Source organism: Streptomyces sp. NPDC058291 (genome assembly GCF_042880855.1).
Taxonomy (GTDB): domain Bacteria; phylum Actinomycetota; class Actinomycetes; order Streptomycetales; family Streptomycetaceae; genus Streptomyces.
On record NZ_JBHVYK010000112.1, the window covers coordinates 1 to 24018 of the forward strand.

Genomic DNA, 24018 nt, shown 5'->3' on the forward strand with positions numbered 1-24018 from the left:
GTCAGCAGCCCCGGTCAGCGGGGCCGGTCAGCGGGGCCGGTCAGCGGGGCCGGTCGGCGGGATCGGTCAGCGGGATCGGTCGGCAGCCCCGGTCGGCGGGGTCGGTCGGCGGGATCGGTCGGCAGCCCCGGTCGGCGGGGTCGGTCGGCGGGATCGAGTCGGCGGGGTCGAGTCGGTCCAGGCCGGGGCGGTCGGGGCCTGGACCGTGGGCTGGGGGGCGAGTCAGTCGGTGACGTCGATGGCGTAGCGGTTCGTCTCGACTCCGGCCGCGGTGACGACCTGGACCTCCACCCGTCCCGGTTCCACGTCCGCCGGCACGGGCACGGTGAGGACGGTGTCGCCGGGGTTGCTGAAACCGCCCGTGACGGGGACGAGGGGGACGTGCACATGGACGGGGCCGATGCGGACGACCATGCGGGAGAGGCGGTCGGCGGCCTGGGCGCCGGGCGGGACGAATCCGGCGCCGCGGATCTCGATGTCGTCGCCGGTGCGGATCGGGGCGTCGAGGTCGCCCGCCTCGCGGGAGCGGACGACGGAGAGGATGACGGGCCGGCCGCCCTCGGCGTACTTGCCGGCCAGATAGGTCGCGGCCGAGACGAGGACCACGACCGCCAGGCCCCAGGGCAGGTCGGGCAGCTGGTCGGGGCGGCGGGCCAGGCGCACCGCGGCGAAGGCGAGGGCGACCGCGCCGATCACGGCGTACTGGATGTCGGCGAACGCGCCGCGGCCGGCGTCGTCGGTGAGCAGGTCGGCCGCCCTGGGGCGATGGGCGGGGACCTTCTGCAGCCGCTGGCCGAGGACGCGCAGACCGACCACGCGGCGCACCAGCACGGCGATGGCGCAGACCACGGCGAGGACGGTCACCGTGCCCGCGCCGCGGGCGAGGTCGAGCCCGGCGATCAGCGCGTCGCGCTCGGCGTGGCCGGAGGCGGCGGCGAGCCGGCCCACGAGGACGAGCACCGCGTAGGCCACGAACAGCACCCACGCGCCGGCGACCGCGCGGGAGGTGGAGAGGCGGTTGTCCTCGCCGATCACGGGAGCCAACGCCCCGCCGCGCGCCCGGTGGAACCAGGAGGCGGCGGTCAGCCCGCCGGCGACGACGAGCGCGGCGAGGAGTCCGGCGGTGCGGGCGGCCGTCCAGCCCGCGCCGACGGCCGTCAGGGACTGCACCAGCAGCAGCGCCACGACCGCCGCCCACACGGTGATCGCCGTGCGCAGCCACAGGCGGCCGAGCCAGGACCGGCCTTCGGCGCGGCCGCGTTCGGCGACGAGTTCCGCGGACTGCGTCAGCTCCTCCGAGACCCACTGGCGCGACGCGGAGACGGAGTGGGCGACGGCGGCCGGCAGACCCTGCCCGGCGGCGAACTCGTCCCGTTTGACCAGGAACGCGGCGACCGCGCGCCGGTGTCCCTCGCGTGCCCCGTGGGGACAGTCCCCACAGGCGCAGCCGCCCTCGTGCGCGCCCGCCCCCTGCCCGGGGCCCACGCCCTGTCTCGCCTCCTGCACCGCCACGTCCGACGCCCTGCCTTCCCCACGACCCGATCGGATGGCGGCCCTGAACGGCCCCCCGAAGGAGCCCGCCGCCACGCTGTGAACAACTCCCCCGCGATGACAGCGAATTGTGCCCTACGACACACCCTGTGTGTCCGGCAGGTCTGGTCAGGGCGGGTGAAGCCGGGAAGGCCGTGTTGACCCGGCTGCGAGAATTTCCCCATGGCCGAGATCATCCAGCGTCACGGGACCTGGGCCTTCGACGGTACGACGGTCAGGATCACGCCGGGACTGCACCGCTCCGTGCCGCTGTTCCGGCAGACGTACGGGGAGATCGCGGTGCCGCTGGAGGCGGTCGCCGGGATCGTCTACGAGCCCGAACGCAGGCGCGGGCGGCTGCGGATGCGGCTGCGCGAGGGAGCCGACCCGCTGTTGCAGGCGACCGGCGGCCGGCTGCCCGAGGCGGCCGATCCCTACCGGCTCACCGTGGACACGGACCGCTCGGGAGTCGCCGGGTACCTCGCCGAGGAGATCCGGCACGCGCTGCTGCTGGACCAGGTGCCGGACGAGCCGACCGAGGCGTATCTCCTGCCGGGTCCGCCGGTGCCGGTGTCGGTGCGGTCCTCCGACGGCACCGTCTCCTTCGACGGCGCCCAGGTGCGCATCGACTGGGCGGACACCTCGGACCGGGTGAAGCGGGCGACCGGACCCCGCATGATCGACGTCGATGACGTGGTGCGGGTCGAGTGGCTGCCCAACTCCGGTCTGGACGACGGCTTCCTGCGCTTCGTGACCCGCGAGACGGTGTCTTCCAAGCTGCCGGCCGAGAAGGATCCGCACGCCCTGGACCTGTGGGGCAACGTGAGCCGCGACCTGCTGACGGCGCTGGTCGCGACGGCCGTCACCGCGCGTCTGCCGCACCCCTCGGCGCGCGCGCAGCCGGGGTCCGGGGACGAGGCGGAGCGCGGCGGCCGCGGCACGGACCGCAGACGGCGGCTCACGGCGTCCGTCCCGCCCCCGGCCGACCACCATGACGTCCTGCTGCGGCGGCTGCGCGAGCTGGGCGAACTGCACCGGGACGGGGTGCTGACGGACGAGGAGTTCGCGAGGACGAAGGCCGTGGTGCTGCGCGGCTTCTGAGTGAGCCGCGGCCCGTGGTCGACCCGGTCAGCCCGGTCCACCCGGTCGGCCGGGTCAGCTCAGCAGGTCCGGTCAGCTCAGCGGGTCCGGTCAGCTCAGCAGGTCCGGCTCGCTGCGGCTGACGTCCTGCCACAGGGGCTGGTAGTTGATCCACGCCACCAGGTCGCCGCCGAGCTGTTCCCGGGTCGCGACGGCCGCCCGGTGGTCGATCAGGACGGGCCTGCCCGCCGCCCGCGCGGTCAGCTGAACCTGACTGGAGCGTTCCATGGAGACGAACCACCAGGCGGCCGCGTCGACGGAGTCGCCCACGGTCAGCAGCCCGTGGTTGCGCAGCACGAGCGCCTTGCGGGAGCCGAGCGCGGCAGCGATGCGCCGCCCCTCCTCCGCGTCCACGGCCACGCCGGTGTAGGCGTCGTAGAGGGCGTGGTCCTCGTAGAACGCGCAGCTCTCCTGGGTGAGGGGGTCGAGCAGCTCGCCGAGCGCGGCGAGGGCGCGGCCGTGGACGGAGTGGCAGTGGGCGACGGCGACGACGTCGGGGCGCGCGGCGTGCACCTGGGCGTGCACGGTGAAGGCGGCCTGGTTGACGTGGTAGCGGCCTTCGACGACCTGCCCGTCGGCGTTGACCAGCACCAGGTCGCTGACGGTGACGTGCTTGAAGGGCATGCCGAACGGGTTGACCCAGAAGCAGTCGCTGTATTCGGGGTCGCGGGCGGTGATGTGCCCCGAGACGCCGTCCTCGAAGCCGAGCCGTCCGAAGATCCGCACCGCCCCGGCCAGCCGTTCCTTTCGGTGCCGGCGCTCGTCCTCCACCGACTCGTGCATCGGCGGCATGGCGAACTGCAGCCGGTCGGTGGGCAGGGGAGCAGGCGGTGTGGGCCCGTGCATCGGTCCTCCAGCACTGGGTTGCTTGACGACGCGGAAGTTACCGTCGGTCAGGCCAAAAGGGCAGAGCCGTTATGTAAAGATGACGATTTCCGTCACCTTCGGAGCACAGGTTGAGCATCGCCGCCCGCCACATCACCGCCCTCACGCGCCAGATCGCGACGCGCGACGCCATCGAGCTGGTTCACCCCTTCGCGGAGTTCCAGACGTTCGGCGCGCTGGCCTACATAGCCGAGTGCTACGGCTTCCGGTACGAGAGCGTGCGGCTCGTCGGCAAGCACCGGATCCTCCACGTGTACCTGGTCCGCGACCACAGCCCCTGGGCGCGGCAACGGGCCGCGGCGAATTCGGCGGCCTTCCCCGACCCGGGCCCCGGCCGGCCCGTGCCGGGCATGTACCTGGGCTCGCTCACACCGGTCCCCGAGGCGCAGGCGGACGTCGACCTGATCACCGCGCTCATCCGCCACGACGCCTTCGGCGCGGCCGCCAACCGCAGGCAGCTGCAGCTGATCGGCTGGGGATCGGCAGCGCTGTTCCTGCTGATGGCCCTGCTGACCGGCCTGTACGCGGTGCTGCTCCCGCTCGCCGCGCTGACGCCGGCGTTCATGCTGGGCGCTCTGCGGGTCAACACGATGCGGCGCGCGAAGCTGGCCCGGCAGCTCACGGCGGCGGGCTGCACACCGGTGTGGGACGGGGCAGGGGTGGAGCGGTACGTGCGACCGACGCCGACGCCCTTGGGAACGCCGTACGGCACACCGCAGGGCCCGGCGCAGGGAACGCCGTACGGCACACCGCAGGGCTCGGCGCAGGGAACGCCGTACGGCACACCGCAGGGATTCTGACGGCGACGGCGGCGAGTGCGAAAAATACCGACAGAAGATGTCGGGTATCGGGGTCACACTCGCCGTATGACACCCGACAGCGCCCCGTCGAACTGGGCCGCCTTCGCCGAGGCGGAGCCCGAGTTCGCCAAGACCGCCGAGGACCGCTTCGGCGCGTTCGTCCACCACGTCCTGGCGACCCTGCGCAAGGACGGCTCTCCGCGCACCAGCGGCATCGAGGTCCGTTTCCTCGCCGGCGAGCTGTGGCTCGGCATGATGCCGGGCTCGCTCAAGGCCCTCGACCTGCGCCGGGATGCCCGCTTCTGTCTGCAGACCAACCCCGGAGAGGGCACCGGGATGGGCGGGGGCGACGTACGGATCGCGGGCCGGGCGGTGGAGGTGGCGGACGGCGAGGCGAAGGCCGCGTACGTGAAAGAGGTGGAACCGCCGCAGCCGTTCCACCTCTTCCGCACCGAGCTGACGGAGGTCGTACGGACCTACGTCGAGGACGACACGTATCTCGTCGCCCAGGTCTGGCAGCCCGGAGCGCCGGTGCGCACGCTCAGGCGGACGTGACTCCGCCCGGGAGGGTCACTCCCACTCGATGGTGCCCGGCGGCTTCGAGGTCACGTCGACGACGACGCGGTTGACGTCACGGACCTCGTTGGTGATCCGGGTGGAGATCTTAGCCAGGACGTCGTACGGGAGCCGCGACCAGTCGGCCGTCATGGCGTCCTCGGAGGAGACGGGGCGCAGCACGATCGGGTGGCCGTAGGTGCGGCCGTCGCCCTGGACGCCGACACTGCGGACGTCCGCGAGCAGCACCACCGGGCACTGCCAGATCTCCCGGTCGAGACCGGCGGCCGTCAGTTCCTCGCGGGCGATGGCGTCGGCGTCGCGCAGCAGGTCCAGACGCTCCTTGGTGACCTCGCCGACGATGCGGATGCCGAGGCCGGGGCCCGGGAACGGCTGGCGCTGGACGATCTCCTCCGGCAGACCGAGCTCCTGGCCGACCATGCGGACCTCGTCCTTGAACAGCTTGCGCAGCGGCTCGATCAGCTGGAACTCGAGGTCCTCGGGCAGGCCGCCGACGTTGTGGTGGGACTTGATGTTCGCGGTGCCGGTGCCGCCGCCGGACTCGACGACGTCCGGGTAGAGCGTGCCCTGGACCAGGAAGGCGACCTCGGGGCCGTCGTCCGCGATGATCTCCGCCTGGGCCTGCTCGAACACCCGGATGAACTCGCGGCCGATGATCTTCCGCTTCTCCTCGGGGTCGGAGACGCCCTTGAGGGCGGTGAGGAAGCGCTCCTCCGCGTCCACGACCTTCAGCTGGACGCCGGTCGCGGCCACGAAGTCCTTCTCGACCTGCTCGGTCTCGCCCTTGCGCATCAGACCGTGGTCGACGTAGACGCAGGTCAGCTGGGAGCCGATGGCCTTCTGGACGAGGGCCGCGGCGACCGCCGAGTCCACGCCGCCGGACAGGCCGCAGATCGCGCGCTTGTCGCCGACCTGCTCGCGGATGGCCTCGACCTGCTCCTCGATGACGTTGCCGGTGGTCCAGTCCGGGCTCAGGCCCGCGCCCCGGTACAGGAAGTGCTCCAGGACCTGCTGGCCGTGCGTGGAGTGCATGACCTCGGGGTGGTACTGGACGCCGTACAGCTTCTTCTCGTCGTTCTCGAAGGCGGCGACCGGGACGACGTCCGTGGAGGCGCTGACGACGAAGCCCTCGGGGGCGGCGGAGCAGGCGTCGCCGTGCGACATCCACACGGCCTGCTCGGCCGGGGTGCCCTCGAAGAGCGTGGAGGAGACGCGCGAGACGTGCAGGTCGGTGCGGCCGTACTCGCGGGCGCCGGTGTTGTCGACGGTGCCGCCGAGGCTCTGCGCCATCAGCTGGAAGCCGTAGCACATGCCGAAGACGGGGACGCCGGCTTCGAAGATCTCGCGGTCGAGGCGGGGGGCGCCCTCCTCGTAGACGGACGAGGGGCCGCCGGAGAGGACGATCGCCGCCGGGTTCTTGGCGAGCATCTCCTGGACGGGCATGGTGCTCGGCACGATCTCGCTGTAGACCCGCGCCTCGCGGACTCGACGGGCGATGAGCTGGGCGTACTGCGCGCCGAAGTCGACGACCAGGACGGTGTCGGGGGCGGCGGCAGCGGGAGTCGCTGTTGACACGGGGGCCTTCCGGCGGTTTGGGCGGGGTCTCTGTGCTGGCCAATTCTACCGAGAGCGGGCGTGGCGCCGTCCCGGCTCCGCAACCGTCCCCGCGTCCAGCCCGCAACCGTCCCCGCGTCCAGCCCGCAGCCGTCCCCGCGTCCGGCCCGCAGCCGTCCCCGCGTCGAGCCCGCGTCCGGCCCGCAGCCGTCCCCGCGTCCGCCCCGCAGCCGTCCCCGGAGCCGTCCCCGGAGCCGTCCCCTCAGCCGTCCCCTCAGCCGTCCCCGCAGCCGTCCCCTCAGCCGTCCCCGCAGCCGTCCCTGCGTCCAGCCCGCGTCGGGGCCGCGTCTCAGGATGCGAACGGGCTTGGACCGCGTCCGGCGGCCCTGCATACTGGGCCGCATGCTCGCGCACACGACCTTCGTCTTTACCTATGGCACCCGGCCCGCCGGCTGCCATGGTCGTGCCGCTTGAGCTGCTGACAAGCGACCTCCCAGGCGCCCCGGGCCGACAAGGCCCGGGGCGCCTGTCGTTTTCCCTCCGGGTCCTGTCGCTCCGGGCGACCAGAACCCACACAGGAGCCCCCATGACCGCCATCGACGTGACCGGCGCCCGCACCTCCGAGGCCGCCGACGTGATCGCCGGCGCCCGCGAACGCATCGACGCGCTCGACGACCGGATCATCGGTCTGATCCAGGAACGGATGGCCGTCTCGGCCGTCATCCAGGAGGCCCGGATCACCTCCGGCGGCCGGCGGGTGAACCTCTCCCGCGAGCTGGAGGTCCTCGGCCACTACCGGGACGCGCTGGGCCGGCCCGGCACGGCCCTGGCCATGACGCTGCTCGAACTGTGCCGCGGACGCGTATGACGTCGGGCGTCAGTTCGGCCGCCGTCTCACCCGTACGGCGCGTGACCGCCGGCCGGGCGCCGTCGTTGGTTCCGTTGTCCGCTCCAGCCAGGGGCGGGTCCGGAAGAACCACGCGTGGCTCGCTGGGGCGATGAGGCGCACGGATTCGCGTCGTGCGTCGTGGGACCTCGCTCCGGGAAGTGACCGGACGGCAGGGGACAGCAGCCCGGTCACCAAGAGAACGGTCGGTCTCGGGGACGCCCGGGACCGACCGGCGGAAAACGCAAAAATGCACGAGGGCCGGGTCAAACGGTTGCGGGGGCCGCGCTCATCCAGCACGATGCGTAGAAAGCCCCGAACGACCTCAAGTCACCCCCTTCGGGCCACCTCCTCGCGTGCGTCGCCCCTCGCCTTCCCTGACTGCCCGAGGTCCAGACCAGCGGCGCAACCCCCCGGCGCCGCTCCCAGGCACCGGCGCTGCCCTGACGCCGGTGCTGACGATGACGAAGGGCCCTGCGGATCCGTCCCGCGGGGCCCTTCGTCATGCGCCGGGCCCTTCTTCATGCGCCGGGCCCTTCGTCTCGCGCCGGGGTCCATGGACGGAGCCGCGATCATGTGTGACGCGCGTCATATAAAGATCCTGTGAGTCAGCACAACTGTTCACAGCCGTCGCCGGTCACACCATGCGACACCAGGCCCACTCCCGACCCCCGTTGCGGAAGGCCTCCCCACCCCGATACGCCGAGGTCTTGATGAAGCTTCGCCGCACGATGGTCGCCATGGCGGCGACCGCCGTCGTCGCCCCGCTGGCCCTGCTGTCCGCGCCCGCCGCCTTCGCGGAGGACGAGACGTCCTCCCCGAGCGCGTCCGTGACGGAGAGCGCCTCGTCCAGCCCGTCGGAGTCGGAGGGCCAGAGCGCCTCCGGCACGCCGAGCGACGCCGGTTCGGCCTCCGCCTCGTCCGGCTCAGGCGCCCAGCAGGCGACCGGCACGCCGAGCGGCAGCCCGACCGGCTCCGCCTCCTCGTCCCCGTCCGGCTCGGCCTCGTCCAGCGCGAGCCCGTCGGCGAGCGCGAGCGACGCCCCGTTCGACCCGTACGCGGACTGCAAGTCCTTCGACCTGGACGAGAAGCTCACGGCCGAGATCAAGGGGCTGCCGAGCAAGATCGTCGCCGGTTCGGGCTGGCACGACTTCGAGTTCGTCGTCGACAACGACTCCGACCAGGATCTGAAGAACGTGTACATGGACGCGTTCATGGAGTACGGCGACGAGACCGACACCCCGCTGTCCGAGGGGCTCGCCGTCATCCAGGTCAAGGAAGACGGCAAGTGGACCAGCGGCTACCAGGACTCCTACGAGGAAGGGAACAAGACGAAGGTCGTCTCGGGCTCCTTCGTCGGACTGCTCGACTCCCTGGAGAAGCACTCCTCGTCATCCCTCGACCTTCGGGTGAAGGTCGAGGCGTCCGCGCCGGCGGGCTCGTCGCTCGCGATGAGCGAGGCCGTCTACGCCGGCAAGGACTCCGCCTGCTACGGCAACGGTGACTTCTACGACGTCCAGATCGTCGCCGCCGGCGGCAAGGCCGACGGCGGCGACGCCAAGCCGAACGGCGACAAGCCCACCGACGGCGTCAAGCCCCAGGGCGGCGCCAAGCCGATCAGCGGCAGCCTGGCCTCGACCGGTTCGAACTCGGCGCTGCCGATGATCGGGCTGGTCGGCGGGGTCGCCGTCGTCGCCGGTGCGGGAGCGGTGTTCGTCGCCCGTCGCCGCAAGGCCGGCACGCACGCGTAACACGCACGAGGACCAGCGAAGGGACCTGCGCTCGGAGGGGGGCGCAGGTCCCTTCGCCTTGTCCGGGCGACGGTCCGACTCGTTGACCGGCCCGTTGACCGGCCCGTTGACCGGCCCGTCGTCGGATCGGTCGTCGCACCGTTCGCGGGCCGCTCTCGGGGCTGCCGCTCCTCGGGGCTACTGCTCTCGGGCTACTGTTCTCGGGCTACTGCTCCTCGGGGCTACTGCTTCGGCGGGACGGCCGGCATCCCCAGGAACGGCAGGCGCAGCGCGCCGAACGCCTCCGCCGGCACCGCGGGGCTGACCGGCTCGACCGGCTTCAGCCGCTCGTACGCCGCCCCCTGCGCCGGACGCGGGTCCGTCTCGCCCTTGTTCGGCCAGTACGACATCGCGCGCTCGGCCTGGGCGGTGATGGTGAGCGACGGGTTCACCCCGAGGTTCGCCGAGACCGCGGCGCCGTCGACGACCGAGATGCCGGGGTGTCCGTAGAGGCGGTGGTAGGGGTCGATGACGCCGGTCTCGCGGGAGTCGCCGATCGGGCAGCCGCCGAGGAAGTGCGCGGTGAGCGGGGTGCCCATCAGCTCCCCCACGTTGGAGCCTGCGAAACCGTTGATGTCGGCGGCGATCACGGAGGCGGCCTGCGAAGCCGCCCTGATCTGCTTGGGGTTGGGGGCGCCGTGGCCCTGGCGCGCCGTCAGCAGGCCTTTGCCGACGCCCGCCGGCTTGAGGTACGTCGTCAGCGAGTTGTCCAGCGACTGCATCACCAGGCCGATGATGGTCCGCTCCGACCAGCGGCGGTTGGAGAGCGAGCGCAGCACGAGGAGCGGGTGGCGGACCGCGTTCGCCAGCCAGCCGGCCACCCTCGACGAACCCTCCGCGTAGGGCACCTGCAAAATCGACAGGCTCCCCATGGAGTTGGAGCCCTTGCCGTAGCGCACCGGCTCGATGTGGGTGTTCTCGTCGGGGTGGATGGACGAGGTGATGGCGACGCCGCGCGTGAAGTCGACCTTGGGCGCGCCGGTCGCTCTGCGGTAGCGGCGGTCGTCGGTCTGGGCGCCTACCAGGGCCTCGGAGTTGGTGCGGGTCAGATGCCCCAACCGGTCCGACAGGTGGGGCAGTTGGCCGCCCGCCTTCATTCGGTGGAGCAGGGTCTGGGTGCCGTAGGTGCCGGCCGCGAGGACGACCCGGCGGGCCTTGAAGACCCTGCCGGACGCCTTGCCCCTGCGGCGGGCGTCGGTGGGGAGGGTGGCGACGGCGTAGCCGCCCTGCGAGTCGTCCGTGACGGACATGACCGTCGTCAGGGGATGGACGACGGCGCCCGCCTTCTCGGCGAGGTGGAGGTAGTTCTCGTTGAGGGTGTTCTTGGCGCCGTGCCGGCAGCCGGTCATGCACTCACCGCACTCGACGCAGGCCTTGCGGGCCGGTCCCGCGCCTCCGAAGTAGGGGTCGGCGACCTGCTCCCCCGGCCCGGCCTTCACCGTGCCGTCGGCGTCCCGGCCGTCGCCGAAGAACACCCCGACCGGCGCGAGGTGGAAGGTGTCGCCGACGCCCATCCGCTCCGCGGCCGCCTTCAGGTGCACGTCGGAGGGGGTCGTCGTCGGGTTGAGCCGTACGCCCAGCATGCGGCGCGCCTGGTCGTAGTACGGCGTCAGCTCCTCCTGCCAGTCGGTGATGCCCCGCCACTGGGGATCGTCGAAGAACGGTTTCGGCGGCACGTAGAGGGTGTTGGCGTAGTTGAGGGAGCCACCGCCCACGCCCGCGCCGGCCAGGACCATCACGTTGCCCAGCAGATGGATGCGCTGGATGCCGTACATGCCGAGCCGGGGAGCCCAGAGGTAGTTCTTCAGGTCCCAGGAGTTCCTGGGGAGCGATTCCCGGGTGAAGCGGCGGCCCGCCTCCAGGACGCCCACCCGGTAGCCCTTCTCCGTCAGGCGCAGGGCGGTCACGGAGCCGCCGAAGCCGGATCCGACGACGATGACGTCGTAGTCGTAGGCGTCCTGGGACACGTGCTCTCCTCTTCGGGAACGGGCGGGGGTCAGCGCAGCCGGAATGCCTTCATCGCCTTCAGGCTGGCGGTCATGAACCGGGCGTACCTCTCGTCGTCCATGCCGAGCGCCGGCGCCATCGGCAGCAGGCGCTGCTGGGCCACCGTCTGGGCCTCGGTGTACTTGAGGATGCCCTCGGAGCCGTGGCGGCGGCCGAGCCCGGAGTCCTTCATGCCGCCCATCGGCGACTGGACGCTGCCGTAGGCCGAGGCGTAGCCCTCGTTGACGTTCACCGTGCCGGCCCGCACCCGGGAGGCGATCTCCCGCCCGCGGCGGCCGTCCTTCGTCCAGACCGACGAGTTCAGGCCGTAGGGCGTGGAGTTGGCCTGCTCGACGGCCTCGTCGTCGGTCTTGAAGCGGTAGATCGACACGACGGGGCCGAAGGTCTCCTCGGTGCAGACGGACATCGGCTCCGTGACGCCGTCCAGGATGGTCGGCTCGAAGAAGTACGGCCCGATGTCCGGGCGGGCGACGCCGCCGGCGACGATCTTCGCGCCCTGGGCGACGGCCTCCTCCACGTGCCGGGTCACCGTCTTCAACTGGCGTTCGCCGACCAGGGAGCCCATGTCGGCGCCGTAGGCCAGGGCGGTGCCGAGACGCATGGCCCGGGTGCGGGCGGCGAAGCGCTCGACGAAGACGTCCGCGATCGACTCGTGGACGTACAACCGCTCGATGGAGATGCAGAGCTGGCCGGCGGAGGAGAAGCAGGCCCGGACGGCGCCGGCGGCCGCCTTCTCCACGTCGGCGTCCTCCAGGACCAGCATGGCGTTCTTGCCGCCGAGTTCGAGGGAGACGCCGACGAGCCGGGCCGCGGCGCCCTGGGCGACCTCGCGGCCGGTGCGGGTGGAGCCGGTGAACGAGACGTAGTCGGCGTGCCGGACGACCTCGGGGCCGACGACGGGGCCCTCGCCCAGGACGACCTGGAAGACGTCGGCGGGCAGACCGGCCTCGACGAGCAGGTCACGCGCCCACAGGGCGGTCAGGCAGGTCTCGGTGTCCGGCTTCATGACGACCGCGTTGCCCGCGGCGAAGGCCGGCAGCGCGTCGCCGACGGACAGCTCCAGCGGGTAGTTCCACGGGGCGATCTGGCCCACCACCCCGCGCGGGTGACGCAGTTCGGTGACCTTCGTGAGGGCCGGTATCGCGCCGGCGTGCCGCTTGGGACGCAGATAGGCGGGAGCCCTGCGGCCGTAGTGGCGGGCGGCCACGGCGACGGCCTGCACCTCCTCGTGGGCGTGCAGGCGTGCCTTGCCGGTCTCCAGCTGGATGAGGTCGAGCACCTCGGCCTGGCGCTCCAGCATCAGGTCGTGGAAGCGGAGCAGGACGGCGGCACGTTCCCGGACCGGCGTCTTCGCCCACACCGCCTGGGCGGCGCGGGCCGCCTCATAGGCCTTGAGGACGTCCTCCGGAGTGGACTCGGGCAGATCGGCGAGCTTCTCGCCGGTGAACGGCGTGTGGTTGGCCGTCCGGCCGGAGCCGGTCACGCCCTTGGTGAGCTGGGCGACCAGCTCGGGGGTCACCACGTCGGCGGCGGTGCGGACGCCGGTGGGGGTGGGGGCGAGGGGATTCGTGCCGGTCGGTGCCGGTGCCTTTTCCGGGGCCTGCGAGTCCGTCATGAGGCGCAGGGTATGACGTGCGGAGAGCTTTGGGTACCCGCCGGTAATAGGGATTCACCGGCCGCACACACGATGCCAGCGATCGCTGGCAACGAACACGCTGATCAGGCCGTTGGGTCCGGCGCTCACCACACGGTTTCGGCCGCCCGCGATCTCCGGCCCGGCCGCGCTGTGACCGGGGAGCGCACGACGACCGGAAGGAGCGTTGCCAGGGGGTGCGTGCGGTGACTGGGTGCGGTGACCCGGGCGGGTGACCGGAGGCGGTGACCCGGGCGGGGTGACCGGGGGCGGTGACCCGGGCGGGTGACCGGGGGCGGTGACCCGGGCGGGGTGACCGGGGGCGGTGACCCGGGCGGGGTGACCGGGTGCGGTGACCCGGGCGGGGTGACCGGGTGCGGTGACCCGGGGGCGGTGACCGGGTGCGGTGACCCGGGGGCGGTGACCCGGGTGGGGTGACCGGGGGCGGTGGCCGGGGGCGGTGACCGGCGTCGGTCTCGGGACCGGGGGCCGGGGGCCGGGGGCCGGCCGCTAGCGGGAGTCCACCGGGCAGGGCCGCGCCCGCCCGCGGTCCGGGTGGTCCGGGCGGTCCGGGCGGTCTGGGCGGTCCGGGCGGTCGCAGGCCGCTTCCAGGGCTTTCGCGGTGTCCTCCGGGGTCGGCCGGCGTTCCGGGTCGCGGAGCAGGAGGCCCCGGAGGAGAGGGGCGAGCGGTCCGGCCCGTTCCGGCTCGGGCGGGTCCGCGGCGAGGGGCGCGGCGAGGGAGGACTCCGGGGCCGTCCGACGGAAGGGGGTGCGGCCCTCGACGGCCGCGTACAGCAGCACGCCGAGGGACCACAGGTCGGAGGCGGGTCCCGCGTCCCGTCCGGACAGCCGCTCGGGCGCGATGAACTCCGGGGAGCCGGAGGCACCGCCGGTCTCGGTCCGCGACTCCTCCGGGGCGTGCGCGATGCCGAAGTCCGTGACGACGACGCGGCCGTGGGAGCCGTCGCCGCCCGGGCCCCCGGGCAGGGTCGAGAACGGCCGAGGCCCGAGCAGCACGTTGGCCGGCTTCAGGTCCCGGTGGACGATGCCCACGGCGTGCGCGGCGCGCAGCGCGCCCAGGACGGCGAGGCCCACCCGGGCGGCCTCGGCGGGGTCGAGGGGACCGCGCCGCAGGGCCTCGCGCAGGGACTCGCCGGGGACCAGTTCCATGACGATCCACGGCAGCCCGCCCTCGACGTCCGTCCCCTCCTCGACCACCACGTCGTGGATCGTGACGGCACAGGGGTGGTCGACGCGGGCGGCGGCACGGGCCTCGCGCTGGAGACGGTGGGCCGCGCGCCGGTAGGGCTCGCTGTCGGGATCCCCCGGCAACCACGGCTGCTTGACGGCGACTTCCCGTTCGGTCAGCTCGTCCCCGGCCCGCCAGACGGTGCCCGAGCCGCCGGACCCGATGCGGTCGAGCAGCCGGTAGCGGCCGGCGACCAACCGCCCGCCCACCGAACGGTTGTCTCCCGACCGGCCGTCCACCGACCGGCCGTCCACCGACCGCCCGCCCACCGACCGGCTGTCTCCCAACCGCCCGTCCACCGACCGGCTGTCTCCCAACCGCCCGCCCACCGACCGGCCGTCTCCCAACCGCCCGCCCACCGACCGGCCTTCGGCTGTCCGGCGGTCGGCGTCTCCGGGGTCCCCGTCGCTGCTCATGTCCTCATGACTACCACGATCGCCCCCGCCCGCACCCGTGCGGCGCGGACCGTCCGGCAGCGGTCACCGCACCTTCACCGTCCTCGCCCGGCGAAGTGCACCGGTATGGCCAACTCCGGCCGTTTCCCACACAGTTCGACAGCAGGCAGGACTTCACGGGCGGCTAGGGCCGGTCGATCTCCAGGTTGTCGATCGCCGTGCGCGCAACCTCGCGGCCGCGCGAGGTGAAGTCGCCCTTGCCGGGGTAGCCGATCATCAACTTGTACATGTCACCGGCGGTGGACTTGTAGTAGAGGATCTCCAGTTCGCGTGGGGCCGGCTGACTTTCGTTGGTCGTGTACACCACCGTGTTGCCGGCGGCCTTGCGGCCGTGGAAGTCGGCGTCGCCCTCCGTCCGGGTGCGCGGTCCCTTCGGCATGTCGAGCTCGTAGCTGCCCGACTCCTTGAAGTCGCCGTCGTCGGCGTACATCTCGGCCGCCGCCGAGGCCTTGATCCGGTGGCTCGTGTCCTCCGCCCTGCGCTCGACCAGCAGGACGACCGAGATCGCGCCGCTCGGGTCCGTGTAGCTCACCCAGTGCTCGTCGGCGGGGGCTTCCTTGGCGGGTTCGCTGCGCACATAGCTGCCGGGGACGGCGAGCGTCGCGGCGACCTCCTTCTCGTGCGGCGTCTTCCACCCGTCCGGCAGCGGCCCGGCGAACGGGTCGGCCACCAGCAGGTACGCCGCCGTCGCCACGGCCACGACGGCGGCGCCCAGCGCGACCCACGCCGTGCGGCCGAACCGGCGCCGGACGCGGGGGCTCCCGGCGTGCGCGTCGGCCAGGGTGGGGCGGGGCGAAGGAGCGGGCTGCGGCGCGGGCGGGTTCGCGGCGGCCTCCAGCAGAGCCCGCACCCGGGCGGCCGTCGGACGGCGCGCCGGGTCCTTCTCCAGCAGCCCGTCGACGGCCTCGGCGAGCGGTCCCTGCGCGGCGGCGGGCGGCGCCGGGGCCGCGTGCAGAACCGACTGCAGGGTGGCCGGGGTGTTGCTGCGGCGGAACGGCGAGACGCCCTCGGTCGCCGCGTACAGCACCACGCCCAGGGACCACAGGTCGGCGGCCGGTCCCGGCCGCTGGCCCAGCACCCGCTCGGGGGCGATGTACTCGGGCGAACCGACGAAGCCACCGGTGTCGGTCAGCCGGGTGTCGCCCTCGATCTGCGCGATGCCGAAGTCGGTGAGGACGATCCGGCCGTGCCGACCGAGGAGGATGTTGTCCGGCTTGACGTCCCGGTGCAGGACGCCCGCCGCGTGCGCGGCCTCCAGCGCGCCGAGCACCTCCAGGCCGATGCGGGCCGCCTCCCGCGCGCTGAGGGTGCCCTCCTGCAGGACGTCGCCGAGCGAGCGCCCGCGCACCAGCTCCATCACGATCCAGGGCCGGCCGTCCACGACGGCGACGTCGTGCACGCCGACCACGGCCGGATGGTCGAGCCGCGCCGCGGCCCGTGCCTCGCGGCGCATCCGCTCGAACGCGTTGGCGCGTTCGCGTTCCGGAAGCTGGTCCGGTATGCGGGGCTCCTTGACGGCGACCTCGCGGTCCACCGTCTCGTCCTTGGCGCGCCACACCGTGCCCATGCCGCCGTGCCCGAGCTTGGCCAGCAGCCGGTAGCGCCCGGCGACGAGCCGCCCCACACCCGGCTCGGGCTCCGAACCGGGCTGCTGCGCCGGCGCCTGCACCGGTGGCGGCACCGGCGCCGGCGCCACCACGTCACCCTGCGGGGACACGACCGCCTGCGGATTCGGCGGTTGCAGAACAAAACTCGTCGTCTCATCGGACTCGTGGCCGACGCCCCCGTTGTGGCTCATGGTCCATCCATATCGCGCCGGGCGGGCCGGTATCCACTGGCGAATAGCAACTACCGTGTCACGAACGTGTCGACCGCGACGTCGAAGTACTCCCGCGCCTCGCGCACCTTCCCGACCGGCGCGGACACCCACACGTCGTACTGCCGCCCGCCCTGCTCCCAGCACAGGTCGTAGGTGTGCCGGGGGCCCTCGGCCGCGCTGAAGCCGTCCCAGGTGAACTGCCACAGGGCGGCGGGCAGGCCGCCGTGGGTCGTCTCGGTGATCTGGCCGTCGTGGTAGCCCGGGTTGGTGTCGGAGCCCTTGGCGGCCGCCCGCCGCATCACCGCGAGCGGGCCGCCCGCCGCGGCGTCGGACACCTTGACCCCGAGGCGGAAATCCTGCCCCGGGGACATGAAGAACACCCGTTCGCCCTGCGGCACGCGCGTGAAGTCGTCCGGCACGGCGAGCGCGAAACCGGCCGGGTCGTCGGCCACGCGATAGCCGGACGGAGCGGACGGCGTGCCGGTCGCCGGGCGGACGGAGGCCGGCAGCGAGGCGGGGGAGCCTCCGTGGACCGCCGTCGGGGAGCCGCTCAAAGTCGCCGACGGGCTCGGCGCGCCGCTGGTGCGCGGCCGGCCCGGCGTGGCGCTCGCCGACGTCCCCGGCGCCGAACTGGCGGGCGGGCGCACCCGGTCGCCGTCCCCGTTCAGCAGCAGCGCCGCCGCCGACACGCCCGCCCCGGCCATCGCCGCCACCAGCAGCGCGGCCACCAGCACGCCGCGCGCGGAGCGCTCCCGGGCCGGCGCGTCCGGGCGGGGCAGGTCGGCCCGGGTCGGGGTGTAGCCGGACGACGCCGGCGGCGGCGTCCGCCCGGTGTCCACAAAGGCGCGCAACAGTCGCTCCGCCTCCGCCGCGCCCAGCCGTCTCTCCGGATCGCGTTCCAGCAGCCCCCGGACGACGGGCAGCAGCGGTTCGGCCTGCGGGGGCGTGCGGACCTCGGCGAACACGACGGCGTGCAGGATGCCGCCCAACGAGTCGCGGCGGAACGGGGATTCACCGCTCAGAGCGGTGCACAGCAGCGCGCCCAGCGACCACAGGTCGGACTCCGCTCCCGTGCGCCCCCCGGACATCCGCTCGGGCGCGGTGTACTCGGGCGAGCCGACGAACGAGCCGGTCTCGGTGAGCGTGGTGGCGCCCGCGATCTGCGCGATCCCGAAGTCGGTGAGGACGACGCGGTCGCTGTCGCGTTCCAGCAGGACGTTCGCGGGCTTGATGTCCCGGTGCAGGACTCCGGCCGTGTGCGCGGCGCGCAGGGCGCCGAGCAGGGCGACGGCGATCCGGGCCGCCTCCTTCGGCGCGAGCGGCCCCTCGGCGGCGATGCGGTCGGCGAGCGAGCAGCCGTCGATCAACTCCATGACGATGTAGGGGCGTTCGTCGTCCTCGACGACGTCGTGGACGACTATGATGTGCGGGTGGCTGAGCTGGGCGACCGCGCGGGCCTCGCGCAGGGTGCGGTCCCGGCGGCCGCGCGCCTCCTCGGCGGAGAGCGCGTCGTCCTGGATCAGCTCCTTCACGGCGACACGCCGTCCCAGCAGCTGGTCCGTGGCCCGCCACACGATGCCCATGCCGCCGCGCCCGAGCCTCGCCTCAAGCCGGTAACGGCCCGCGATGACCCGTGCGCCGTCCCCCTCGGTCCCCATGGGGCCCATCATGCCCCACGGGAGGCCGCGCCCCGGGGCGCGGTCCGGCCAACTGCCGTGCGGGGCCCGCGAAGGCTAGGAACCCGGCTCGCGCCAGCTCCGCAGCACGGCCGGGAACTGCTCGGCCGTGCTGGCCCAGTCCCGGGCGGGCGAGGACATGTAGATCACGTATTCGGCGCCGTCGCGGGCGACGTACGTCTCCTCGATCGCGCGGCGCGGCCCCGGGAACTCCGTGTCCTTCGCCAGCGCGGTCCAGGTGTACTCCCACTCGGAGCCGTCGCGGTCGCGGTAGACGTTCTTCTCCAGGGTGACCCGCTCGTAGTCGACGAGCCGTTCGAGCTGCTGTTCGAGGTCGACCTGGTGGGCGTAGGGGTCGCTGAAGTCGGGGGACCTGTCGAGGGCGATGCGCACGAAGTGCTCGCCGCCGTCGGGGCTGTAGTCGATCTGCTGGAGATCGCCGTCGTCCTGGTACACCTTGCGCTGCCAGCCCTTGGGCAGGGCGAGCCCGAAGCCCAGCGGGTCGTCGACCTTCTCCCAGGAGTTGGGCACCCCGCCCTGCCCGGCGGGAGAGCCGGTGGGCGACGGGCTCGGCGAGGCGGACGCCGACCCGGACCCGGACCCGGTGGTCCCCTCCTGACCCCGGCCCCACTTCTGCAGCGCGATCGCCGTGCCCCCGCCGACCAGCGCGGCGACGACGACCACGAGTAGCGTCGTGCGCAGCCTCCGACGACGGCCGGGCGGCCTGCCGTTCCCGCCGTTCCCGCCGTCCGCGGCGGACGGCGGGAACGGCACGGGCGGCGTGGACGGACCCGAGAGGCCCGGGCCGAAGTGCGCGGGGCCCACGGCGGTCGGGTGGGTCGGGGGATGGCCGGGAACCGGCGCCGGCGTCCGGGACGCCGACGCCAGGTACGAGGTGGGGGGCGTGGCGTGCGGCGTCGAGTGGCCCAGGGACGGCGCCCCGGCCGGACGGCCTCCGGTGGCCCGGTCCGGCCCGCCGAACTGCGTCGGCACATAGGCCTGCGCCGCGTCGGGACGCCGTCCGTCGGCGGCCTCGGCCAGCAGCTGCTCGGCCTCGGCGGTGTCGGGGCGCGCGGCCGGGTCCTTGCGCAGCAGGGCGGTGATGACGGGACCGAGCGGCCCGGCGTACCGGGGGTCGGCGGCCTCCTCCTCGACGACGGCCTGCAGCGTGGTCAGCGGCGAGGTGCGGCGGAACGGCGAGCGCCCCTCCACCGCCGTGTAGAGCGTCGCACCCAGGGCCCACAGGTCGCAGGACGGGCCGGGGTCGTGACCGCGCACCCGCTCGGGGGCCAGGTAGTCGACCGAGCCGACGACCTCCCCGGTGCGCGTGATGGTGGTGTCGCCGTCGATCTGGGCGATGCCGAAGTCGGTGAGCAGGACACGGCCGTCGTCGGAGAGGAGCACGTTGCCCGGCTTGACGTCGCGGTGCAGGACGCCGGCGGAGTGCGCGGCGCGCAGGGCACGCAGCACCCACAGGCCGATCCGGGCGGCCTCGGTGGGCTCGACGCGCCCGTCCTCCTTGACGGCGTCGGCCAGCGAGCGGCCCTCGACCAGCTCCATCACGATCCACGGACGGCCGTCGTGTTCGAGCACGTCGTGGACGGTGACCACCGCGGAGTGGTTGATCCGCGCGGCCGCCCGGGCCTCCGCCCGGGTCCGCGCCAGCAGGACCGCCTGATCGCCCTCCGCCACGTAGAGCGCGGCCGTCAGCTCCTTGATGGCGACCGCCCGGTGCAGCAGCTCATCGTGGGCACGCCACACCCGGCCCATGCCGCCGCTCCCGATGGCGTCGGCGAGCCGGTAGCGCCCCGCGAGGAGCTGGCCCTGCATCTGATTCACGTTGCCCCGCAATGCTCTTGACAGGGCCAGCGTAAAGACCGGGCCGCCCGCGGGGAACCAGGGGGGTGCCACGGAGACAGCACTGTGACGGTTGTCGCTTCCGGACCCGCGAGGCAACCTCGAAGCGCCCGGCCGGGTCCGGGCGGCCGTCAGCCGGTGTACTGGTAGGTGGCCGAGGCCTGCTCGAACAGCCGCGTGACCTCGTCCCGTTCGGCCTCGGGGCCGCGCACCTGGACGATGTGGTACCGCCCGGCGATGAGGATCGCGAGGTTGCGCACGTACAGTTCGCGCCCGCCCGCGCCGGTCCAGGTGAACTGCCCCTCGGCCATGGTCCGGGTGCCCACGGTCGTCGTGCGCAGCCCGGAGGCCGTCGCCCAGCTGGAGTCCCGGTAGGGCTGGAGCTCGCTCTCCTTCTCCCGCTGATAGGTCATCGGGTCGCCGCCGCCGGACGACGTGCTGTCGCGTCCCGGGACGACGATGAGCTCGAAGTTCCCGTGCGAGTAGACGACCTGGCCGCGCCCGTTCTTCGGCGCGCGTTCCCAGCCGTCGGCCACGGCGACCTGGAAACGGGCGTCGTCCTTGCGCAGGGTGAACCCGTCGGCGACGCCCGCGCCGGACCCGCCGGTCTGCGTCTGGGTGGCCTCCGCACCCGAGGAAGAGGCGGACGCGCCGGAGGCGGGGGCGTCCGGCGACGTCTGGTCGGGGCGGGGTTCGCTGCTCGCCCCGGACGTCCGGCCGGACGTCGCGCCGGCGGCTCCGGTGCGCGGCGCGGCATCGGGACCGGCCCCGCCGTCCTCGCCGGCCTTGGGCATGAACAGCACGGCGTACGCCACCGCCGCGGCCAGCACCAGCAGGATCAGCACGAGCAGCGTCCGGCCCAGGCTGCGGGGCGAGCCGCCCGGTTCCGGCCGGCCCCGCTTGTGCCGCCCGTGCGTCGCCGGCAGCCCGGCGCGCCGCCGACGCACCAGCTCGCCCCTGCGGCGCACGATCGGCAGCCGGCGGGGGTCGACCGGCGGGGCGGCGATCACATGCGTCCCCGCCTCCGGCTCCGGCGCGGACCGCACCAGCGAGCGCAGCCAGCCCCGCAGTTCCTCGAAGTCGAGGCGATCGGTGGGGTCCTGGCGCAGCAGCGACTCCACGACCGGCCTGAGCGGCCCGCACTCCTCGGCGAAGGCGGGCGGTTCGGCGCACACCAGCTGCACCAGCTCGGCCGTCGACTCCTCCGGGTAGGGCGCGTGTCCCTGCACGGCCCGGAAGAGCAGCGCGCCCAGCGCCCACAGGTCGGTGGCGGGACCGATCGGCGCGGCCAGCTGCCAGTTCTCGTGCACCGGGCCGGCCTGCTCGGGAGCCCACCGCTCGGTGACCGGTCCGACGACGGCCATCCTCGCCTGCCTCGCGCGCTCGGCGGCCAGTGCCGTGGCGGGCCCGCGCCGCGGGCCACCGGGCGCGCCGGCCGCGGGCTCGTCCCAGCGGACTCCGGCCCGCTCCACGTCCGACGCCCCCTGGCCCTGGCTTTGACGGCGGCCTTGACCGGGCAGGCCGATCGGCGCTCCGGACGCGGGCGGCGCGGGGATCGGCGTGCCGGGGACGGGCGGCGCGGGGATCGGCGTGCCGGGGACGGGGGTGAGCGAGGCGTGCGACGTGGGCGCCGCCCCCTGCTGCGGAAACGCTGGGGCGTACGGGGCACGGGAGGCGGGGGCGTGCGGTGCGGGACCCGGCGCGCCCTGAACGTCGTAGGGATCGGCGATCCGGCCGGGAGGACCGCCTCCCGAGGTCCCGGGTGCGCCGTCGGCCGGGGGGCGGGCGCCGGGCAGGGCCGCGCGTCCGTTCTGCTCGGCCTCCTGGGCCTCCTGCACCCGGGCGGCTGCCCGGGCCCCGGCGCGGTACGCGGCGATCGCGCCGGCCCGCGCGGCACGGACGTCCCCGCCGGTCTCCTCGGGCGCCCTGCGGGCCACGGCCCCGGACGCCCCGCCGCCAGACGGCTCGCCGGCCGCCGCCATCGGCAACGCGCCCGTGGCCCGCGCCTCTATGGCGGCCCGGCGGGCGGCCTCGGGATCCACCGCCCCGGCGTCGAGCCCGCCGCCACCGGAACCGCCCGAGCCTCCCCCTGGTCCGCCTGGTCCCGCTGGTCCGCCTGGTCCGGCCGATCGGCCCGGACCTCCTGGACCTCCTGGACCTCCTGGGCCTCCGGGGCCTCCGGGGCCGAAAGAACCGCGACGACCGTCCGAGCCCAAGGCGGCCAGGCCGCCCGGCTGCGACCGGGGCGCGGGAGCGCCGGGCCCGCCGTTCCCGCCGGTCGCCTCGCCGAAGCCGTCTGCGCCGCCGTCGGGGCCGCCCCGGCCCGCCGGGTTCGGCGTTCCCTGCGCCGGGTCCGGGGCCGGCACCGGGTCGTACCCGCACAGCGCCTCTTCCGCCGCGCCGACGGCGAGACCGGTCAGCATGACCCGCCCGTCGTCGCAGACGAGGACCGTGCGGGCGGTGATGTTGCGGTGCACCCAGCCATGGGCGTGCAGCACCCGCAGCGCCATGAGCACGTCGGAGGCGACCTCGGCGGCCCGGTACGGCGTCAGCGGCTTCTCGGCGAGCAGCGCCGACAGCGGCCGCGCGGCCACCAGTTCACTCACTATCCACAGCGAACCGCCCTCGGCGAAGACGTCGAAGACCTGGTCGAGACGTGGATGGTCCGGGATGCTCGCAGTCGCCTGGGCCGCCTCCATCGCCCGCCGGACGACCGGGTCGGCGGGCCGCCGGGTCCCCGCGCCGGCCGCGCCCCGGCCGACCGGCCGCCGGGCCCCGCGCTCGCGTGCCGTGAACCCCTCGGGCAGGCCCTCCGCGTCGAGCACCTCGGCCTCGACGACCTCCGGCAACGGCACCTGACGGACCAGGACTTCCTGCCCGCTGTAGGTGTCGAAGGCTCGGGACTCGGTGAGTTCGTACTCGTCCGAGGGCGGCAGCGGCAGGCGGTAGCGGTCGACGAGTACCCGACCCGCATAGTCGTCCACGTTGCCTCCCCCGGCCGCCCGGTCGGTCAATTCCGTTCGTCCTGCGTGCCGTTACCGCCGAATCCGGCCGGATAGCCGGATGCGTACGGTCCGCAGGCACTCACGATACGTGCCGGAGGCAACCCGCAAAGAGGGGATGCAGGATCTCACCCCGAACACGGCCGCTCGACGACGGCTACTTCTTCGGCGTGAAGGTGTCCGTGAGCGTCTTCCATGTGGATTCCCGCAGAGCGCTGTCCCACGCGGCGGACTTCGCGGTGTACATCAGCGCGTACCCGAGGCTGCCGTTCACGACGAACCCGCGGTCGATCGTCCGGTACGCCGTCCCGTCGTCCGTGTAGGTGAACTCCCAGTCGGCAGTGTTCCAGCCGCGGTAGTCCACCTGCTCTATCCGGAGCTTCTTGTACTGCGGACGCACCATGCCGCGCTCCTGGTTCTTCCAGTCGGCGACGGGGTCGTCCTTGGGCGTGGTCGTCCAGGCGACGAGCAGCTTCTGTCCGTCGGGCCCGGTGAAACGGTCGCCCGCGGAGTCCGAGGTCTTGTACTTCCACCCCTTGGGCAGCCCGATCGAGTAGCCCTGGGCGCCCCGGTGCGCGGTCACCGCCGCGCCCTTCCCGCCGGCGCCGCCGGACCCGGCTCCTCCGGCGGCGGCGTCACCGGAGGAGGATCCGGAGGCCGCCGCGGACTGTGACTGCGACCCGTCCGCACGGGTCCCGCCGCTCTCGTCCTCCTTGGTGTCGGCGCTCGGGCTGCCGCTCGCGACGGTGCCGGCGCCACCGCCCTTCGCCCCGCTCGCCTTGTCGTCGCCACCGCCGAGCGTGAGGGCCAGCACGGTGCCGAGCACCGCGAGCAGCACCACCGCGGCGATGATCACCAGCGTCCGCTTGGGCACCACGTCGGTCAGCGGGGCCCTGGGCACGGGGCGCGGCGGCAGGTCCGGAGGCGTCATCACGGGCCATCCCGAACTGCGCCCGGCGCCCCCGCCCTGCGTTCCCGGACCGGAACCCGCACCGGAACCGGAAGCCGCCGCGGAAGCGGAGCGCGCGGCGGAGACGGCGCCCGGCCCGTTCCCGGAACGGGCCGCCGGCACGGACGCGGACGCCGCGGACGCCGCCGCGGATCCGGCCGCCGGCCTGCTCGCCGGTGCCGACGCCGACCTGGGCGGGGCAGCCGGCAC

At 73.9% G+C, this 24018-nt stretch carries 16 protein-coding genes and 1 pseudogene; 6 read left to right on the forward strand and 11 right to left on the reverse strand.

Going from position 1 to position 24018, the window contains the following annotated elements; all coding sequences use genetic code 11:
- Window positions 1–222: 222 nt before the first annotated feature.
- Window positions 223–1512 (reverse strand): hypothetical protein, encoded by a 1290-nt coding sequence (locus tag ACFVYK_RS34345; RefSeq protein ID WP_389780650.1) that lies wholly within the window; start codon window positions 1510–1512, stop codon window positions 223–225.
- A 201-nt stretch (window positions 1513–1713) separates the two neighbouring features.
- Here ACFVYK_RS34345 and ACFVYK_RS34350 point away from each other — a divergent pair, with 201 nt between their 5' ends.
- Window positions 1714–2631, forward strand: coding sequence for a DUF4429 domain-containing protein (locus tag ACFVYK_RS34350; RefSeq protein WP_389780651.1), 918 nt, complete (start codon window positions 1714–1716; stop codon window positions 2629–2631).
- Window positions 2632–2721: 90 nt separating this feature from the next.
- On the opposite strand, the gene ACFVYK_RS34355 is transcribed toward ACFVYK_RS34350, so the two are convergent.
- Window positions 2722–3516 (reverse strand): class II aldolase/adducin family protein, encoded by a 795-nt coding sequence (locus ACFVYK_RS34355; RefSeq protein ID WP_389780652.1) that lies wholly within the window; start codon window positions 3514–3516, stop codon window positions 2722–2724.
- Between the two features lie 110 nt (window positions 3517–3626).
- Here ACFVYK_RS34355 and ACFVYK_RS34360 point away from each other — a divergent pair, with 110 nt between their 5' ends.
- Together ACFVYK_RS34360 and ACFVYK_RS34365 are read left to right on the forward strand one after the other, a co-directional pair.
- Window positions 3627–4355, forward strand: a complete 729-nt coding sequence (locus ACFVYK_RS34360) for a hypothetical protein (RefSeq protein WP_389780653.1) — start codon at window positions 3627–3629, stop codon at window positions 4353–4355.
- 66 nt (window positions 4356–4421) lie between these two features.
- Complete coding sequence (locus tag ACFVYK_RS34365) at window positions 4422–4910, forward strand: pyridoxamine 5'-phosphate oxidase family protein (RefSeq protein ID WP_389780654.1); 489 nt, start codon at window positions 4422–4424, stop codon at window positions 4908–4910.
- 15 nt (window positions 4911–4925) lie between these two features.
- Here ACFVYK_RS34365 and guaA read toward each other — a convergent pair whose 3' ends face one another.
- On the reverse strand, window positions 4926–6506 hold the full coding sequence (gene guaA / locus ACFVYK_RS34370; protein ID WP_389780655.1) for a glutamine-hydrolyzing GMP synthase: 1581 nt from the start codon (window positions 6504–6506) through the stop codon (window positions 4926–4928).
- 436 nt (window positions 6507–6942) lie between these two features.
- On the opposite strand from guaA, the gene ACFVYK_RS34375 reads away from it, so the two are divergent.
- Both ACFVYK_RS34375 and ACFVYK_RS34380 read left to right on the forward strand, forming a co-directional pair.
- A complete protein-coding gene (locus ACFVYK_RS34375) occupies window positions 6943–7353 on the forward strand; it encodes a chorismate mutase (protein ID WP_389780656.1) in 411 nt (136 codons plus the stop codon).
- A gap of 731 nt (window positions 7354–8084) precedes the next feature.
- On the forward strand, window positions 8085–9122 hold the full coding sequence (locus tag ACFVYK_RS34380; RefSeq protein WP_389780665.1) for an LPXTG cell wall anchor domain-containing protein: 1038 nt from the start codon (window positions 8085–8087) through the stop codon (window positions 9120–9122).
- Window positions 9123–9343: 221 nt separating this feature from the next.
- Here ACFVYK_RS34380 and ACFVYK_RS34385 read toward each other — a convergent pair whose 3' ends face one another.
- The 8 genes from ACFVYK_RS34385 to ACFVYK_RS34420 all read right to left on the reverse strand — a co-directional run bounded on the left by ACFVYK_RS34385 (window position 9344) and on the right by ACFVYK_RS34420 (window position 23736).
- Complete coding sequence (locus ACFVYK_RS34385) at window positions 9344–11128, reverse strand: GMC family oxidoreductase N-terminal domain-containing protein (protein ID WP_389780657.1); 1785 nt, start codon at window positions 11126–11128, stop codon at window positions 9344–9346.
- Between the two features lie 29 nt (window positions 11129–11157).
- Window positions 11158–12783 carry a succinic semialdehyde dehydrogenase gene (locus ACFVYK_RS34390; RefSeq protein ID WP_389780658.1) on the reverse strand — a complete coding sequence of 542 codons (1626 nt, stop codon included), beginning with the start codon at window positions 12781–12783 and terminating at the stop codon, window positions 11158–11160.
- Between the two features lie 528 nt (window positions 12784–13311).
- Complete coding sequence (locus ACFVYK_RS34395) at window positions 13312–14466, reverse strand: serine/threonine-protein kinase (RefSeq protein ID WP_389780659.1); 1155 nt, start codon at window positions 14464–14466, stop codon at window positions 13312–13314.
- Between the two features lie 163 nt (window positions 14467–14629).
- A complete protein-coding gene (locus ACFVYK_RS34400; protein WP_389780660.1) occupies window positions 14630–16303 on the reverse strand; it encodes a serine/threonine-protein kinase in 1674 nt (557 codons plus the stop codon).
- Window positions 16304–16353: 50 nt separating this feature from the next.
- Window positions 16354–17982: a protein kinase gene (locus tag ACFVYK_RS34405; RefSeq protein WP_389780661.1), complete on the reverse strand. Its 1629-nt coding sequence runs from the start codon at window positions 17980–17982 to the stop codon at window positions 16354–16356.
- Between the two features lie 75 nt (window positions 17983–18057).
- Window positions 18058–19830, reverse strand: a complete 1773-nt coding sequence (locus tag ACFVYK_RS34410; protein ID WP_389780662.1) for a protein kinase — start codon at window positions 19828–19830, stop codon at window positions 18058–18060.
- A gap of 158 nt (window positions 19831–19988) precedes the next feature.
- A complete protein-coding gene (locus ACFVYK_RS34415; protein WP_389780663.1) occupies window positions 19989–22841 on the reverse strand; it encodes a protein kinase in 2853 nt (950 codons plus the stop codon).
- A 175-nt stretch (window positions 22842–23016) separates the two neighbouring features.
- Window positions 23017–23736, reverse strand: a complete 720-nt coding sequence (locus tag ACFVYK_RS34420; protein ID WP_389780664.1) for a hypothetical protein — start codon at window positions 23734–23736, stop codon at window positions 23017–23019.
- Between ACFVYK_RS34420 and ACFVYK_RS34425 the strand changes: the two are divergent.
- Window positions 23726–24018: pseudogene (locus ACFVYK_RS34425) on the forward strand (hypothetical protein); the annotation flags it as partial. The gene ACFVYK_RS34420 and the pseudogene ACFVYK_RS34425 overlap by 11 nt on opposite strands.

Coding starts and splice junctions, on each gene's coding strand:
- ACFVYK_RS34380 (WP_389780665.1), top strand. CDS start 8,085: ATGAAGCTTCGCCGCACGATGGTCGCCATGGCGGCGACCGCCGTCGTC.
- ACFVYK_RS34365 (WP_389780654.1), top strand. CDS start 4,422: ATGACACCCGACAGCGCCCCGTCGAACTGGGCCGCCTTCGCCGAGGCG.
- ACFVYK_RS34400 (WP_389780660.1), bottom strand. CDS start 16,303: ATGAGCCACAACGGGGGCGTCGGCCACGAGTCCGATGAGACGACGAGT.
- ACFVYK_RS34350 (WP_389780651.1), top strand. CDS start 1,714: ATGGCCGAGATCATCCAGCGTCACGGGACCTGGGCCTTCGACGGTACG.
- ACFVYK_RS34410 (WP_389780662.1), bottom strand. CDS start 19,830: ATGCAGGGCCAGCTCCTCGCGGGGCGCTACCGGCTCGCCGACGCCATC.
- ACFVYK_RS34375 (WP_389780656.1), top strand. CDS start 6,943: ATGGTCGTGCCGCTTGAGCTGCTGACAAGCGACCTCCCAGGCGCCCCG.
- ACFVYK_RS34355 (WP_389780652.1), bottom strand. CDS start 3,516: ATGCACGGGCCCACACCGCCTGCTCCCCTGCCCACCGACCGGCTGCAG.
- ACFVYK_RS34390 (WP_389780658.1), bottom strand. CDS start 12,783: ATGACGGACTCGCAGGCCCCGGAAAAGGCACCGGCACCGACCGGCACG.
- ACFVYK_RS34395 (WP_389780659.1), bottom strand. CDS start 14,466: ATGAGCAGCGACGGGGACCCCGGAGACGCCGACCGCCGGACAGCCGAA.
- ACFVYK_RS34405 (WP_389780661.1), bottom strand. CDS start 17,982: ATGGGGACCGAGGGGGACGGCGCACGGGTCATCGCGGGCCGTTACCGG.